We start from the raw sequence: 14467 nt of genomic DNA, 5'->3' as shown, positions 1-14467 counted from the left end.
CGATCCCCGATCCCCGATTCCCGATTCCCGATTCCCGGCGCTACAGCGCCGAATGCGTCGGCGCCTCGGTCCGCACCACCACATCCAGCGCATCGTGGCGCCAGGATTCGATATCCAGTTCCACCGCGCTGCCGTCTTCGGCGAAGCTCACCCGCTGCAGCCGAAAGCACGGCGTGCCGGTGGTGGACTGCAGCAGGATTGCCTGCGCCGCATCCAGGCCGGCCGGATGCATCGACAACTGGCTGCGGCTCAGGAACAGGCCCAGTTTCTGGTTGAACACGCTCGACAGTGAGCCGGCCAGATCATGGGCGAGCAGCCCGGGTGCCCAGGCGGCGAGCACCACGTTGGTTTCCAGCAGCACCGCACGGCGATCGATCCAGCGCCGCCGCTGCAGCACGAACACCGGCTCTTGCAGGCGGTGCAGGCGCAGCGCGGCGGCATACACCGCGCCGGCTGGCTGCAGGGTGGCGCTCAGCAGCTCGGTGCGTGGTTTGCGCCCTTGCGCGGCCACGTACTGCATGAAACCGGCGATGCTGGTGGGGTCGTAGCGCACGCGCGGTGCGCTGACGAACCAGCCACGCCGATTCTCGCGGTAGATGCGGCCTTCGGCTTCGAGTTGCTGCAGGGCTTCACGCAGGGTGATGCGCGTGCAGCCGAAACGCTCGGCCAACGCGCGCTCCACCGGCAGGCGCTGGTCCGGGCCCCATTCGCCCGCAGCGATCTGCGCGCTGATGGCATCGGTGATGGTGGACTGGCGGGAGACGTTCATGCGGCAATCCGCCGACGGGTGACACACAGCATGTGCGGGGAGATGACCGAAAAGACGAGTGCACCGATGGTAATGAAGAATGCGGCCGCAAACCTGTATCAGGTCACTGCGCGTTAACCGGGGTGCGCTGCCGTTGGGTGTTCCAGCTGTGCCAGCCATACACGGCAAGGCCCACGAAGCCGGCGTAGAGCAGGGCGGTGGGGTACAGCGCCTTGCTGACGAACACGCCCACATACACGCAATCCAGCACGATCCACAGCATCCAGTTGGCGATGCGCCTGCGCGCGGCCCACACGCTGGCCACCAGGCTGAAGCTGGCGAGCGCCGCGTCCAGCCACGGCAACGCAGCATCGGTGCGGTGGTGCATGTAGGCGCCCAACGCGGCAGCGAAGCCGGCGCCAAGACCCAATGACAGCCACAGCTCACGTTGCGGCATTGGCAGCGGGCGGATGCGCGTCTCCAGTACAGTGCCGCGCTGCCACTGCCACCACCCATATAACTGCGTCAGCACGTACACGCCCTGCAGCAACATGTCCGAATACAGCTTCCATTGGTAGAACAGCCAGGCGTAGAGCGCCACGGCCACGATGCCCACCGGCCAGCACCAGCGAATGCGCCGCGCCGTGAGCCAGACGCCGAGCAGGTTGATTACAACGGCGATGGATTCGAGCAAGGACATGGTGGCCTGGAGGGGAAATGCGATGTGGGTGGACGGTATGCAGGACGCTGTGTGTTTGCTGCCGATCAGCTGCACGTGCACGGTGGTGCGGGTGCCGTCATGGCGCTGCACGTGATCGCTGAGCCTGCAGACGCGCTGCAGGTTCATGCGCTGCGCCGCTACACACGGCGCAGCGCAGCGATTGCGGGTTAGAAATCCACCTGCACGGTCAGCCGGGCGGTGCGCGGTGCGCCGGGGAAGAGATAGGCATCGCCCTGGTATTCGCCCGCATCGCGCCAGTAGCGTTTGTCGAACACGTTATCCACGTTCAAGCGCCAGGTGGTGGCCAGCCCGCCCAGCGTGGTGGCGTAACGCGTGCCCAGGTTGGCCACCGCATAGGCCGGAACGCTGGCGCCGCCGAGGCGGTCGGCAAACTTGCGGCCGCTGTATTGCACGCCCGCCAGTAGTGCCAGGCCGTCGATGCCGGGCACGCGGTAGTCGGCCTGCACGCTGGCGCGCAGCTTGGGCACATTGATGGCCTGGTGGCCTTCGTAGGCGGCGATGCCGGTGTCTTCGGCACGCGCGCGAATCGCCGCCACGCTGGCAAACAGATGCAGTTGCTCGGTCGCCGCGCCATCGGCAGACAGCTCCAGGCCACGGTTGTGCAGCCGCCCCTGCTGCACGTACAGCAGGCCACCGTCGGCCTGCGGCTGGGTGAACTGATAGGCCTGGCGGATATCGAAGACGGCGGCGCCCAGGCGCACGCCCTGCAGCTGCCATTTCGCGCCGGTTTCCAGCTGATAGGCATTGGTCGGCGGCAGGATTTCATCGGCGTTGTCGGCGAACCACGGTGCGGTGCCACCGGCAGCCAGGCTCTTGGCGTAGCTCGCATACACGGTGACCTGCTGCTGCGGTTTGAACAGCAGTGCCGCCTGCGGCAGCAACGCGTCCTTGCGGGTGCGGCGTTCCAGCACGCCATCGCGGTCGAAGGCGCGCTCGTCCAGGCGCACGTAGCGGGCACCGAGCGCCAATTCCCATTGCGCGCCCAGGCCGATCCGGTCGGCCAGCACTACGGCGCGCTGGCGGCTGTCCAGGCGGCGCTGTTTCGGGTCCAGCGCGACATCGGTCTGCGCGAAGACCTCCGGGTCGCGATCGATGCTGCCGCTGCCGACGAACTCATTGACCGACCCGTAGCGGTCGATGGTCCGGCGCAACCAATCGGCACCGATGCTCAGCTGATGGTCCAGCGCGCCGGTGGTCACGCGGCCGTCCAGGCTGGCGCGCAGCTGGTCGTGCACGCGGGTGTCGTCCGGGCTGCGGTAGTCGTAAACGTCGTATTCGCCCTGCGCACTGAAAAAATTGGGCGTGGCGATGTCCGCGCAGCTGGCCGCGCCATAGCAGCCCCAGGCAAACGCGGAGAAATCGTTGATGGTTGAGCGGCTGCGCGACGCTTCCACACTGGCGCGCCACACCTCGTTGAACTGGTAGGCATAGCGCAGCTGCGCGTTGAGCGAATCCATCTCCACCGGCCGCGACCACGGCTGATACCCGAGCAGGCGATGCACGTCGATGTTGCGCGGCACCTGCGTGCCGCCCAGCAGCTGATACCCGGGTACCGAGCGCTGCTGCCGATGCTGGTATTCCACATCCAGCTGCAGCAGCGATTGCGCGGTGGGTTTCCAGTCGCCGGCCAGCGACAGAAAATTGCGGTAGCCATCGGCATGGTCGACATAGCTGCGGAAATCTTCGCGCGCGGCATTCACGCGCACGCCCAGCGTGCGATCGGCATCGAACCAGTCGCCCAGATCGGCCGCGATGTAGCGCGAGCCTTGTTCGTCGGTCCCCAGGGTCACGCTACGCACATGTTCGGGGCGCTTGGTGCGGTAGTCGATCAGCCCCGCCGGTTCGTTGACCCCGGATTGCAGCCCGGCCAGTCCCTTGAGGATCTGCACCTGTTGCTTGTTCTCCAGCGCGATCGATTGCTCACCCACCGCGCTCAGCCCGTTGATGCGGTAGCTGTTGGCGGCGTTGAGCGAGTAGCCGCGCAGCACGAAGTTTTCGTAATAACCGATCGGCGCATACGCATCTCCGGCCGAGGCATCGGCGCGCAATACCTCGCTGAGCACGCGCGCCTGGCGGTCGAGCAGTTGCTGGCGCTCGATCACCGCAATCGATGCCGGCGCATCCAGCAGCGACGTAGTACCAAAGCCGCTCAGCGTGGTGGCGGCATCGGCGCGCTCACCACGCACGTTGACCGCATCCAGTTGGACGGCCGCACCGTCCGGTTGTTGCTGGGCCAGCGCAGGCGTGGTGATGCACAGCGCCAGCGCCAAGGCGAGCGGACGACGAGACAGCAAGGAAGGGCAGGGTGCGTACATGCGCAAGACTCGAAGAAAGGGTGAAAGACGCTCAGCGCAGCCGGCGCGCACGCGCGTGCAGATGCTCGCGCAGGCGCCGACCCTCGGGGCTGGCAAACCAGTCCGCGTGGCCGAGCAGATAACGGTGATAGGCGATGTCGGCGTTGTCGGCCGAACGGGTGATGCCGGCGAAGTAGCCGATCTCGCTGAGCGCAAAATCGGCATGCACGATCGGCAGCAACGCCGCGAGCAGGCGCAGTTGCGCCGCATCCAGCGGGCAGTGCTGCGCGTAGCCGTCCAGCAAGGCGTCGAGCTGTTCCAGCTGCGGCTCGGCGCGCTGCGCGGTGTCCAGGTTCAGCCATGGAATCAGATTGCGTTCGATCGCCGTGGCCAGATCGAACAACGCGAAACTGCGATCGCACAGGCCAAAGTCGAACACCGCGCTGACCTCCGTGTGGCCCGCGTCGGTGTCCCACAACAGATTGGAGGCGTGCCAGTCGCCGTGCGTCCACAACGGGGGCAGCGCACCCGGCGCCGTGAGCAACGGCCAGGCCTGCGCATGCCAGGGCAGCAGGTGGGTGGCGATGTCGGCGCGCCATGGCCGATGACGTAGATCGGCCGCCAACGCGGGACGCGATGCCAGCGCCTGTTCCAAGGCGTGGAGCGGGTCCTCCTGGGTGAACAACGCCAGATTGGCCACCAGCACACTGGTCTGGCGCGGTGGCGCGTCAAATCCCTGCGCGCACATATGCAGGCGTGCCAGCGCGGCGCCGGCCGCGAACGCATGCACAACGTTGCAGAACGGCGTCCACGACAAGGCGTCGCGATACACGTCCTGGCCGCGGCCCACGCGTTGCACTTCGTAGACCCACTCCGCCTCGGCCAGCGCAGTGCGGCCTTGTGCGTCGTGCAGGACTTCGACCACCGGCGCGCCAGCCCAGCGCAGATGCGCCATGAAGGCATGCTCCTGCCGCAGCGTCTCCACCGTGCGCACCCTGTGGTGATGCCGTTTGACGATGACCATGCCGGCCGCCGTGTCCACGCACGCCGCCGCAGAGAACGGGCGCGCGCTATGCCAGCGCACGGCTTCAGTGCCGACGCTGCCTGCGAACCGCTGCAGCACATGGTGGATCTCGTCGGCGCGCAGCACCGGCCAATCCGGCAAGGCCAGTTCCAGGCCCATGCCATGGACGTGATGCGGTCCGTTCATGGCTGCCCGCCGGCAACCGCGCGCGGTTTTGCGTGCGGGGTTGGTATAGACCAGGAGGGTGGGGCCGATCGTCGGGGCCCGGCGTGCATGCCGGCAAGATCCAAGACGGCGCTGCCAGGCCGTCGTTGCAGCGCAGGCGCCATCAGGCGGCCGCGACGCAGGGAGTGAAAGGGCAGCGCGAAACCGTGGGGTCGCTGGCCGTCATCTCGAAGCTGAAAAGTGGGAGGTGCGCCGCAGGGCGGCGTCCACGGAAGACCGCATGGCGGTTCCGGGCGCGCAGTATGCCCCCTGCGTTTGCCGACCGCCATGCACCCGGCCGCTGCGGCGATGGCGCTGCGGGCGCGCGGCACGGGATAATCGCCGGATGACTTCCCTCTCGATCGCCGCCGTCGTTGTCACCTACCAGAGCAGCAGCACGATCGACGCGTGCCTGGCGCGGCTGCGCGCGGCCGAGGGCGTCAGCGAGATCCGCGTGGTCGACAACGCCTCCAGCGACGACACCCTGGATGTGGTGCAGCGGCATGCCCTGGCCGATCCGCGCGTGCAGTTCATCGCCAACCCGGACAACCCCGGCTTCGCCACCGCCTGCAACCAGGGCGCACGCGACTCGCAGGCGCCGTGGCTGGTCTTCATCAACCCCGACCTGATGGTCGAACATGACACGCTGCGCCGGCTGTGCGAGCGCGCTGGCGGCCATGCCGCGGTGTTGCTGGGGGTGGAGCAGGTGGACGAACACGGCCAGCCCGACGCCGCGGTACGCCGGCGTGACCCGGACTTTGCCGCCATGCTGCGTGCGCCGCGCGCCGCCGCCCAGCTGGCCGTGCCTGTGGACCCGGCGCTGGCGCTGCAATCGGTGGACGCCATCTCCGGTGCCCTGATGTTGATGCAGCGCAGCCTGTTCGACCGCCTGGATGGCTGGGACGGCGGCTACCGCCTGCATGCCGAGGACCTGGACCTGTGCCGGCGTGCGCGCCAGGCCGGCGCACTGGTGGCGGTGGCCAATGACCTGCAGGTGGTGCACGTGCGTGGGGTCTCCAGCCGTTCACGCCCGTTTTTTGTGGAATGGCACAAGCACCGCGGTCTGTGGCGGTATTTTTGCAAGTTTGAGTCCGCGCAACGCGGGCTGCTGGTGCGGCTTGGGGTCTGGGCGGCGATCTGGACCCATGCGGCGGCACAGATGCCCCGGCTGCTACGCCAACGCTGAGTTCGCCGCGTTAAATTTGTGATAAATCCGTGATGCGATAGTGTCTGGAACTGTGATACGTTTCTCTTAGAAATGTGATCAAAGTCGATTGCTTCCTGTCCCTTCCGGGTCCCCCACCAGGAAATCTGCAATGTCCCTACAGAACGACCCGCGCTCGCGGGTACGTCAGTCATGTGCCACCCCTTCACTGTCCGGCTCGGTTGAGCGGGCGCCAGCGTGCAGCCAGCCCCAACGGCGTCCCATCCAGCGGGCGGCCATGTCGTTGCTTGCAGCGGGTTGCCTGATCGCCGCGCTGCCCGACACCGCCATGGCCGGCGCCTGGACCCAGCCGCAAGGCGACACCCTGGTGATAGTCAAGGCGCTGCATAGCGATGGCACCGGCTGGTTCGATGACGCCCATCACCGTGGCGATTTCGACAACAGCGGTCGCAGCCGCCAGGACCAGCTCAATGTTTACGTCGAGCATGGTCTGACCGATCAGCTCAGCGTGATCGGCAATTTCTATTTCACCGAAGTCGGCTTCAACAACGACGAGCTGGTCAACGGCGCGCCCGGCCGCGCTCGGCGCAGCACCACCGGCTTCGCCGACCAGGAAATCGGGCTGCGTTACGCGCTGCCCAGCGCGCAGGACGATGTCTGGCGCAGCTCGGTGCAGGCGTTGGTCAGCATTCCTGCGTATGGCCGCAGCAAGACCTATCAGCCCAACAATCCGGCGCGCGATCCGGCGCTGGGCCTGGGTGACTACGGCCTGGAGCTGCGCTACAGCCGCGGCCGTGGTTACACGCTGGGCGGACACAACGGCTACGTGGATCTGGGCGGCGCAGTGCGCCTGCGCGGCAGCGCGGCCTCGGACGAAGTGCGCGTGGATGCCTCCACCGGCCTGAGCCTGACCCCGAGCTGGTTGCTGCTGGGCGAGCTCAACGTGATCCAGGGCCTGGGCAATGGCCGTAACGATGCAACCGTGATCAGCGGGCCGGGCGACACCGGCTACGTTGCCACCGGCACCAACTACGACCTCACCAAGCTGCAGCTGTCCACGCTGTATACCGCCCCCGGCGGTAGCCAGTGGCAGGTGGGCTACCAGCAGCCAGTGATGGGCCGCAATACCGGTGCTGCCGGCGGGCCATTCGTGGCCGCCTGGTGGCGGTTCTAGGGTAGGGCCGACAATGACGGTCACCTGCGAAATGGACGCGCTGGGACGGGCGCCGGATATCGGCCGCGAACGCGGCTTGTTGGGGCGTTCGCTGGTGTCTGCCGGCGTCATCACCGACGAGCAACTGCGCGCCGCGCTTGCCTTGCAGCAACGCTGGAATTCGCGCCTGGGCGATGTGATCCTGGCCCAGCGCGGCGTGCCGGCGCAGCGGTTCTACGCCATCGTGGCCGCGCACTTCGGGCTGCAGTTTGTCGACCTGGTGCAACAGCCGCCGGACCCCGAGCTGCTCACCGCCACCGACCTGGATGTGTATGCGCAGCGCCTGATCCTGCCGTGGCGGCGCGAGGACGGTGTGCTGGTGCTGGCCGTGGCCGACCCGGACCCGGCGCTGTTCGCCTGGGCGCGCGAGCATTACGGGGCGCAAGTGCGCTTCGTCGGCACTGCCAAGTTCGACATCATCTGGAGCCTGCAGCGCTACGCCGACGAGCAGCTCACCGACAATGCGCTGAACCTGCTGGCCGCACACGCGCCTACGTATTCCGCACGCCAGGTGGTCACCCGCGGGCAGAAGTTCACCTTGTGGGCGATTGCCGCGGTGCTGGTGGCGGCGATCGCGGCGTTCCCCATCATCACGCTGATCACCATCAATGTGCTGGTGGCGCTGGGCTTTCTCGCAACCTTCGGCCTGAAGTTGCTGCTGGTGTGGTTCGGCTCGCGCCACCGCATCGACATCAAGGTCACCGAAGACGAAGTGGCTGCGCTGCGCGATGACGATCTGCCGGTCTATACCGTGCTGGTGCCGATGTACAAGGAGCCGGAAGTCCTGCCGATCCTGGCCAACGCGCTGCGCAAGCTGGATTACCCGATCAGCAAGCTCGACGTGAAACTGGTGCTGGAAGCCGACGATTTCGACACCATCGAAGCGGCCAAGAAACTCGGCCTGGAAGCGTTCTTCGAAATCATCCGGGTGCCGCCGTCGCAGCCCAAGACCAAGCCCAAGGCCTGCAACTACGCTCTGCATTTTGCGCGCGGCGAACTGCTCACCATCTACGACGCCGAAGACAAGCCCGAGCCGGATCAGCTCAAGCGCGTGGTGGCTGCGTTCCGCAAGGCGGAAAAAGACGTGGTGTGCATCCAGGCGCGCTTGAACTACTACAACGCCGACGAAAACTGGCTGACGCGGATGTTCACGCTGGAGTACACGCTCTGGTTCGACTTCTACCTGCCGGCGCTGGAATACCTGCGCATTCCGATTCCGCTGGGTGGCACCTCCAATCACTTCCGGCTGGACGTGTTGCGCCAGGTGCGCGCGTGGGATCCGTACAACGTCACCGAAGACGCCGACCTGGGCGTGCGGCTGATCCAGAACGGCTACCGCGTCAACGTGGTCAATTCCACCACGTTCGAAGAAGCCAACGTCAGCATCCCCAACTGGATCCGGCAGCGTTCGCGCTGGCTCAAGGGCTACATGCAGACCTGGCTGGTGCACATGCGCGACCCGGTTCATCTGTACCGCAGCACCGGGTTCAAGGGGTTCTGGGGCTTTCAGTTCTTCATCGGCGGCGGCTTTTTCACCGCGCTGGGCGTGCCGGTGCTGTGGGTGCTGTACGCGGCGTGGCTGCTGACCGGGACCTCGGCGTTCGACCGCATCTTCCCGCCGTGGCTGGCCGCGGTCTCGCTGATCAATCTGCTGCTCGCCAATGGGTTTTTCATCTACATCACGCTGGTGGCCGCGTTCAAGCGCGACTACTTCAAGCTCGCGCCGTATGCGCTGACGGTGCCGTTCTATTGGTTGCTGCAGTCGATCGCGGCCTACAAGGGTCTGTGGCAGTTGATCCGCAATCCGTTCTATTGGGAGAAGACCACGCATGGCATCAGCAAGCATTCCGAACAAGAGCGCCGCGCCGCACTCGAAGAGTGAGCCGGGCGCCGCGCGCCGCGACAGCGGGCTGCCGGCGTTCCTGGTGGCGGTGGTGGCGTTGTCGCTGCTGAGCCAGCCGTTGCTGGTGCAGTCGCTGGGCAGCGCGGCACCTGCGGTGGCGCCCACGGTGGGGTTGCCGGCGACCGGCTTGCTGACCTGGCTGATCGATGTCGCTGCGCACCGCTGGAACCTGCCGTTCCAGGTGTGGCCGTTCGTGGCGGTGGCCGCCAATGCGCTGTTCCTGTCGTTGCTGTGGCGCGATCTGGCCGGCGTGTTCGGGCGCGGCTGGGCCAGCGGATTGACCTTGCTGGTGGGCTGCAACCCGCTATTCCTGCTGCCGATTGCCGCCGGTGGCAGCCAGGCGGTTGGCCTGCTTGCGTTCTACGGGTTGTGCCGCACGCTACGCCGCCTGCAGGCGCCGGTGGAAGCCTTCACTTACCTGCGTATTGCCGGCTGGCTGTGCATCCTGTTGTGCCTGGATCTGCAGACCCTGGCGCTGTCGACGATGGTCGCGCCCTGGCTGCTGCTGGTGATTCCGCCGCAGATGCTGCGCAAGGCGCCGGGATCGTTTTATCTGGTGTGCTACCTACCGTTCGTGTTCCTGGTCGGCATGTGGGCCTACATCAATCTGACCATGTTCAATGCGCCGTGGCCGACGTTGTCCAGCATCGCCGCCGGTGCGCACCCGCTGCCGTTGCCGCTGCAGGCGCATGCCGACGGTTGGCTGCCGGCGCTGCGTTGGGGTGTGGCGGCCGTGGCGTGTTTCCCACTGCTGGCGTTGGTGATGCGCAGCCGCAGCGGCGTGTTGGCGCGCGGCGTGCTCGCCAGTGCGGGCACGGTGATCTGCGCGGCGGCGCTGTCGTTCGCGTTCGGCTGGGCCGGCTTCGATGCCTTGCTGCTGCTGTGGGTGCCGGCCGCATTGTTGCTGCGCGCGCTGCGTGCCGATCAACGTGGCCAGGCCGCCGGCCTGCTGCTGTTGGGCGTGCTTGGTGCGGCGTGGGTGCAGCCGCAGGGCTGGGGCCGCTGGATGCAGGCGCCATCGGCTGAACAGGCACAGGCGCAGGGCGAGCCGATCGTGGTGACCGCGATCGCGGCGCTGCCGATGACGGACGGGCAGTCTGCTGTGGCAGCGCATGCTGCCCAGCCCGAAGCCGGCGCTGCGGTGCTGGCTGGAGGTGCGTCTGCGCTGGCGCCGATGGCTGCCGAGAACACTACAACCTCAAGCCCTACAACCTGCACTCAGCAGAAGGCGCTTTCGTCGAATCAGGTTTCTGCAGCATGTTCAAGCGCTTTCTAAACGCAACGTTATTGATGGGGTTGTGCGTGTTCGCCACTGGATGCCAGGCCGTGCCGACCTGGATGGGCGCCAACGTCAAGGTGTCGGCCAACGCGCCGTGGCAAAGCGACGCGGCAGCGCAATCGTTGAATGCGCTCGCCGACACCGGTGCGAGCAAGGCCTTGTTGGTGGCCTTCGTGTGGCAGGCAGCGCCGCAGTCCAACGACCCGGTGCTGGGCAGCGACAGCAGCCTGGCCGCGATGCGCGCAGCGTTGCGGCAAAGCCACGCGGCCGGGCTGCAGCCCACGCTCAAGGTGCATCTGTGGATTCCGGGGCATTGGGCCGGCGATGCTGCGCCGGCCGATCAGGCAGCATGGTTTGCCGCCTACCAGCGCGCGCTGCTGCCGCTGGCGCAGCTTGCCGAAGACGAGCACGCCGAGGCGCTGGTGATCGGCACCGAGCTGCGCCAATTGCAGGACGCACCGCAATGGCCGGCCTTGGTGGCGGCCGTGCGTGCGGTCTATGGTGGCAAGCTGCTGTACGTGGCCGACGGCATGGAGCATGCGGAGACGTTCCGTTACTGGTCGCTGTTCGATGCGGTGGGCACCAGTCTGTATCCGCGTCTGTCTGAAGCGGCGGCCAAGCGGCGGCCGGAGATGGAGGCCGCCGCGCAGCGCCTGCAGGACCTGGGCAAGCGCGTCGGTAAGCCGGTGTGGGTGGCCGAGCTGGGGCTGCGTTCGGCACGCGGCAGCCTGGCGGCGCCGTGGGAGAGCCCGGAACAGCGCACCGCGGCGGTCGATACAAAACTGCAACTGCAGGTGCTGCAACAGTGGCGTGCGGTGTTGCAGGCGCATGGCGTGGAAGGCATCGCGCTATGGTGCTGGTACACCGACCCCAAGGCCGGCGGTCCCGGGGATAGCGACTTCACCGTGCAAAGCAAGCCGGCGCAACAGGTGCTGGCGGACTGAGCGCCGCTATCGAAACGAGTGCGCGGTGGCCAGCGAGAGCGACCGGTGTTCGGAATCGGTATGTACCCCCCGAACACTCCGGTTCCTGTGCGCCGTCCGCAACCACCTGCCGATTGCTCGCTACGCGTTGTTAGTCGCTCCAAGCAGGCGAGTCGATGTGCTGGCATCAGGATACTCGCGGTGTGCTGCGTCCATGGTCAGTCGATGACCGCACTGCAAGGTCGGCGCACACGTAGTCGAGATGCGCGCGGAGTTCCGTCGTCGCGATCCCGTTAGCTGAGTCGGTCACCGCGTCAGGCGATCCTCAAACAACAGCCCACCGGGCAGGCGCTGCAACTTCGGAGCCCATGGACAGTGCGTCCCGAGCCACCTCGCGGCTGCTCGCAACGCGTCGCCCGCAGCCCTCGGCGTGATCGCAAATCCGCGTCCTGTACGCCCTGAGCCCGCTTGAACGGCCTGACGGATGCAGCGCCGTGTACGCCCGCTGTTGCGTTCGGCTGCGGCGGGGAACACTGCCGGCGCTCCCCGGTGTCTCAATGCCACGACACGCACCCGCACAGCCGCTGCGGGCATAATCCGGCAGCATGATCATTCATTCGCTGCTCGACACCGATCTGTACAAGTTCACCATGATGCAGGCGGTGCTGCATCAGCACCCGGCCGCGCAGGTGGACTACCGCTTCAAGTGCCGCACACCCGGCGTGGATCTGGCGCAGTTCATCGACGAGATCTCGCGTGAGATCGACGCGCTGTGCCGGCTGCGGCTGCGCGAGGACGAGGTGGACTACCTGCGCAGCCTGCGCTTCATCAAGCCGGACTTCGCCGACTTTCTCGCGTTGTTCCACCTGGACCGCAAATACCTGACCCTGGCCGCCTCGGCCGCCCACCCGGGCGAGATCGAGCTGACCATCCGCGGGCCCTGGTTGCACACCATCCTGTTCGAAGTGCCGCTGCTGGCGATCATCAACGAGGTGTGGTTCCGCAACACCTCCGAGCCGGATTTCGAGGAAGGCCGCAGCCGCCTGCGCGAGAAGGTACGCAGCCTGCGCAGCATGCCGGCCGGTTGCAAGATCGCCGATTACGGCACGCGCCGCCGCTATTCGCGGCAATGGCATGGCGAACTGCTGCCGCTGCTGCGCGATGGTTTGGGCGAACAATTCGTCGGCACCAGTAATGTGTTTTTCGCCAAGCAGTACGGGCTGACCCCACTGGGCACCATGGCGCACGAATACCTGCAGGCGTTCCAGGCGCTGGGCCCGCGGCTGCGGGATTCGCAGGTGGCGGCGCTGGACTCGTGGGCGCGTGAATACCGCGGCGACCTGGGCATTGCGCTGTCGGATGTGGTGGGCCTGGACGCGTTCCTGCGCGACTTCGACCTGTATTTCTGCAAGCTGTTCGACGGCATGCGCCACGATTCCGGCGACCCGTTCGACTGGGGCGAGCGGGTGATCGCGCATCTGGAAGCGCATCGCGTAGATCCGCGCACAAAGGTGCTGGTCTTCAGCGACGGGCTGAACATCGACAAGGTGATGCGGCTGTACGAGCACTTCAGCCCGCGCTGCCGGCTGGCGTTCGGCGTGGGCACCAGCCTGACCAACGACCTGGGCCCGACGCCCTTGCAGATCGTCATCAAGATGATCCGCTGCAATGGGCAGCCGGTGGCCAAGCTCAGCGATTCGCCGGGCAAGAGCATGTGCGAAGACCTGGGCTACCTGCGCTACCTGCGCGATGTGTTCGGCCTGCCGCCGATGCCGGAAGCGGGTGACCCAGCGCGTCAGTGACTGACGTGTAGCGGCAGGTGGTGTCGGGAGCTCGGGCACTGCTGTCAGGGAATGGCCGAAAAAGTGCGACGCAGCGCTCACTCGGCTGTGAGGAGTCGTTAACATTGGCATCACGCCCGATTCACTTCTGAAGCGGGCGGTGTTGATGTACGGCCTCCTTCCCGCGACGTCCGCCGATGACTGCACTCGATCCACTGTCGCTTTACCGCACCCGCAGCTGCTCCCGGCAGTGGCTGGGCTTTGTGCGTGCGATGGCCGAGGAATTCGCTGCCGAGTTGCCGGACGCAGATCTGGCCCTGCTGATGGCGCGGATCGGCCAGCGGTTTGCGCGCGCGCATCCGCTGGCGCCGTGCGCCACGCTGGAAGCGGTGGAGCAGGCCGCCAACCAGGTGTGGGACAGCTACGACTGGGGGCAGTGCGCGCTTGAAGAACAGGCCGACCATGTGCTGATCCAGCACACCGGTGCACCGCTCAGCGTGGCGCTGGACGGCGCCGACTGGGGCGATGGATTTCTGCAGGGCGCGTACGACGCGTGGTTCCAGCATTTGGGGATGCTGGCAGGCCTGACGGTGCAGCGCACCGCGGGCGAGACGGTCGACCTGCGCCGCCTGGTGCTGGCGCGGACCGCTTGAGCATGTGCGACTAGGCAAGGGGACTGCGATGAAGAACAAGACCACCAAGACACCGGCCGGACACGACGATGTGTCGGGCCTGTTTGCGCGTCTGGGCGGGCAGGCGAGCGAGGGGTATCACGACTTCGCCTACACCCAGCTGGCACCACGCGCCGCCGCCGGCACTGCCGCCGCCAGCGATGTCGATGCAACAAAGGCCGCTGCACCCGCCACAACGGCCACCCCGGCCGCGACACCGGCAATCGCGCAGACGCCCGTGATGCACGTGGCACCGGCCGCACTGAGTGCCGTGCCGGCCGTCATGGCCCCCGAGGCACCGCATGCCGATGCCGTGGCGCCGTTGCGCAAGCTGCGCCAGCCCGACGCGCCGGCCGTGCGCGCCGTGCCGGTGCAGGCGGGAACACCGCTGCAGCAGCTGTTCGAGCGTCTGCTGCAAACCGATGCGCCCGCCGCGACACACAGCAGCCCGCTCAAGCGCCTGCGTTCGCGTTGATCGCGCCTGTGCGTGCGTGTTGCCACCAGCGCCCTGGCACTGGTC

12 protein-coding genes and 1 other RNA gene are annotated in these 14467 nt (G+C 66.8%); 9 read left to right on the top strand and 4 right to left on the bottom strand.

The features are described from left to right. Window positions 1-40: 40 nt before the first annotated feature. The 4 genes from QRM89_RS01265 to QRM89_RS01250 all read right to left on the bottom strand — a co-directional run bounded on the left by QRM89_RS01265 (window position 41) and on the right by QRM89_RS01250 (window position 4994). Window positions 41-769 carry a UTRA domain-containing protein gene (locus tag QRM89_RS01265; protein ID WP_115000248.1) on the bottom strand — a complete coding sequence of 243 codons (729 nt, stop codon included), beginning with the start codon at window positions 767-769 and terminating at the stop codon, window positions 41-43. A 103-nt stretch (window positions 770-872) separates the two neighbouring features. Beyond that, window positions 873-1448, bottom strand: coding sequence for a nicotinamide riboside transporter PnuC (gene pnuC, locus QRM89_RS01260; protein ID WP_285447149.1), 576 nt, complete (start codon window positions 1446-1448; stop codon window positions 873-875). 188 nt (window positions 1449-1636) lie between these two features. After that, the gene (locus QRM89_RS01255) at window positions 1637-3805 is read right to left on the bottom strand and encodes a TonB-dependent receptor (protein WP_285447104.1); all 2169 of its coding nucleotides are present in this window, start codon (window positions 3803-3805) and stop codon (window positions 1637-1639) included. 31 nt (window positions 3806-3836) lie between these two features. Next, on the bottom strand, window positions 3837-4994 hold the full coding sequence (locus tag QRM89_RS01250) for a phosphotransferase (protein WP_285447103.1): 1158 nt from the start codon (window positions 4992-4994) through the stop codon (window positions 3837-3839). A 364-nt stretch (window positions 4995-5358) separates the two neighbouring features. Between QRM89_RS01250 and QRM89_RS01245 the strand changes: the two genes are divergently transcribed. The 9 genes from QRM89_RS01245 to QRM89_RS01205 all read left to right on the top strand — a co-directional run bounded on the left by QRM89_RS01245 (window position 5359) and on the right by QRM89_RS01205 (window position 14422). Continuing rightward, a complete protein-coding gene (locus tag QRM89_RS01245) occupies window positions 5359-6198 on the top strand; it encodes a glycosyltransferase family 2 protein (protein WP_115539626.1) in 840 nt (279 codons plus the stop codon). Between the two features lie 130 nt (window positions 6199-6328). Next, window positions 6329-7351, top strand: coding sequence for a hypothetical protein (locus tag QRM89_RS01240; protein ID WP_283267756.1), 1023 nt, complete (start codon window positions 6329-6331; stop codon window positions 7349-7351). Window positions 7352-7364: 13 nt separating this feature from the next. Continuing rightward, a complete protein-coding gene (locus QRM89_RS01235; RefSeq protein WP_019237949.1) occupies window positions 7365-9272 on the top strand; it encodes a glycosyltransferase family 2 protein in 1908 nt (635 codons plus the stop codon). A gap of 49 nt (window positions 9273-9321) precedes the next feature. Beyond that, a complete protein-coding gene (locus tag QRM89_RS01230; protein ID WP_285447148.1) occupies window positions 9322-10569 on the top strand; it encodes a hypothetical protein in 1248 nt (415 codons plus the stop codon). Then, entirely contained in the window at window positions 10551-11516 is a 966-nt protein-coding gene (locus tag QRM89_RS01225; protein ID WP_285447102.1) for a glycosidase-like protein, read from the top strand. Before QRM89_RS01230 ends, QRM89_RS01225 begins: the two co-directional genes overlap by 19 nt. A gap of 60 nt (window positions 11517-11576) precedes the next feature. Continuing rightward, a non-coding RNA gene (locus QRM89_RS01220) (sX9 sRNA) lies at window positions 11577-11652 on the top strand. 448 nt (window positions 11653-12100) lie between these two features. Further along, window positions 12101-13297, top strand: a complete 1197-nt coding sequence (gene pncB / locus QRM89_RS01215) for a nicotinate phosphoribosyltransferase (protein ID WP_285447101.1) — start codon at window positions 12101-12103, stop codon at window positions 13295-13297. Between the two features lie 176 nt (window positions 13298-13473). Continuing rightward, window positions 13474-13929: a hypothetical protein gene (locus QRM89_RS01210; RefSeq protein WP_285447100.1), complete on the top strand. Its 456-nt coding sequence runs from the start codon at window positions 13474-13476 to the stop codon at window positions 13927-13929. 28 nt (window positions 13930-13957) lie between these two features. Then, window positions 13958-14422, top strand: coding sequence for a hypothetical protein (locus tag QRM89_RS01205; protein WP_285447099.1), 465 nt, complete (start codon window positions 13958-13960; stop codon window positions 14420-14422). Window positions 14423-14467 lie beyond the last annotated feature (45 nt).

The sequence above is a fragment of the Xanthomonas sp. LMC-A-07 genome (assembly GCF_030208825.1).
Classification (GTDB): Bacteria; Pseudomonadota; Gammaproteobacteria; order Xanthomonadales; family Xanthomonadaceae; genus Xanthomonas; species Xanthomonas campestris.
The sequence above is the reverse complement of the archived record's forward strand: the minus strand, read 5'-3'. Positions and strand labels throughout refer to the sequence as shown.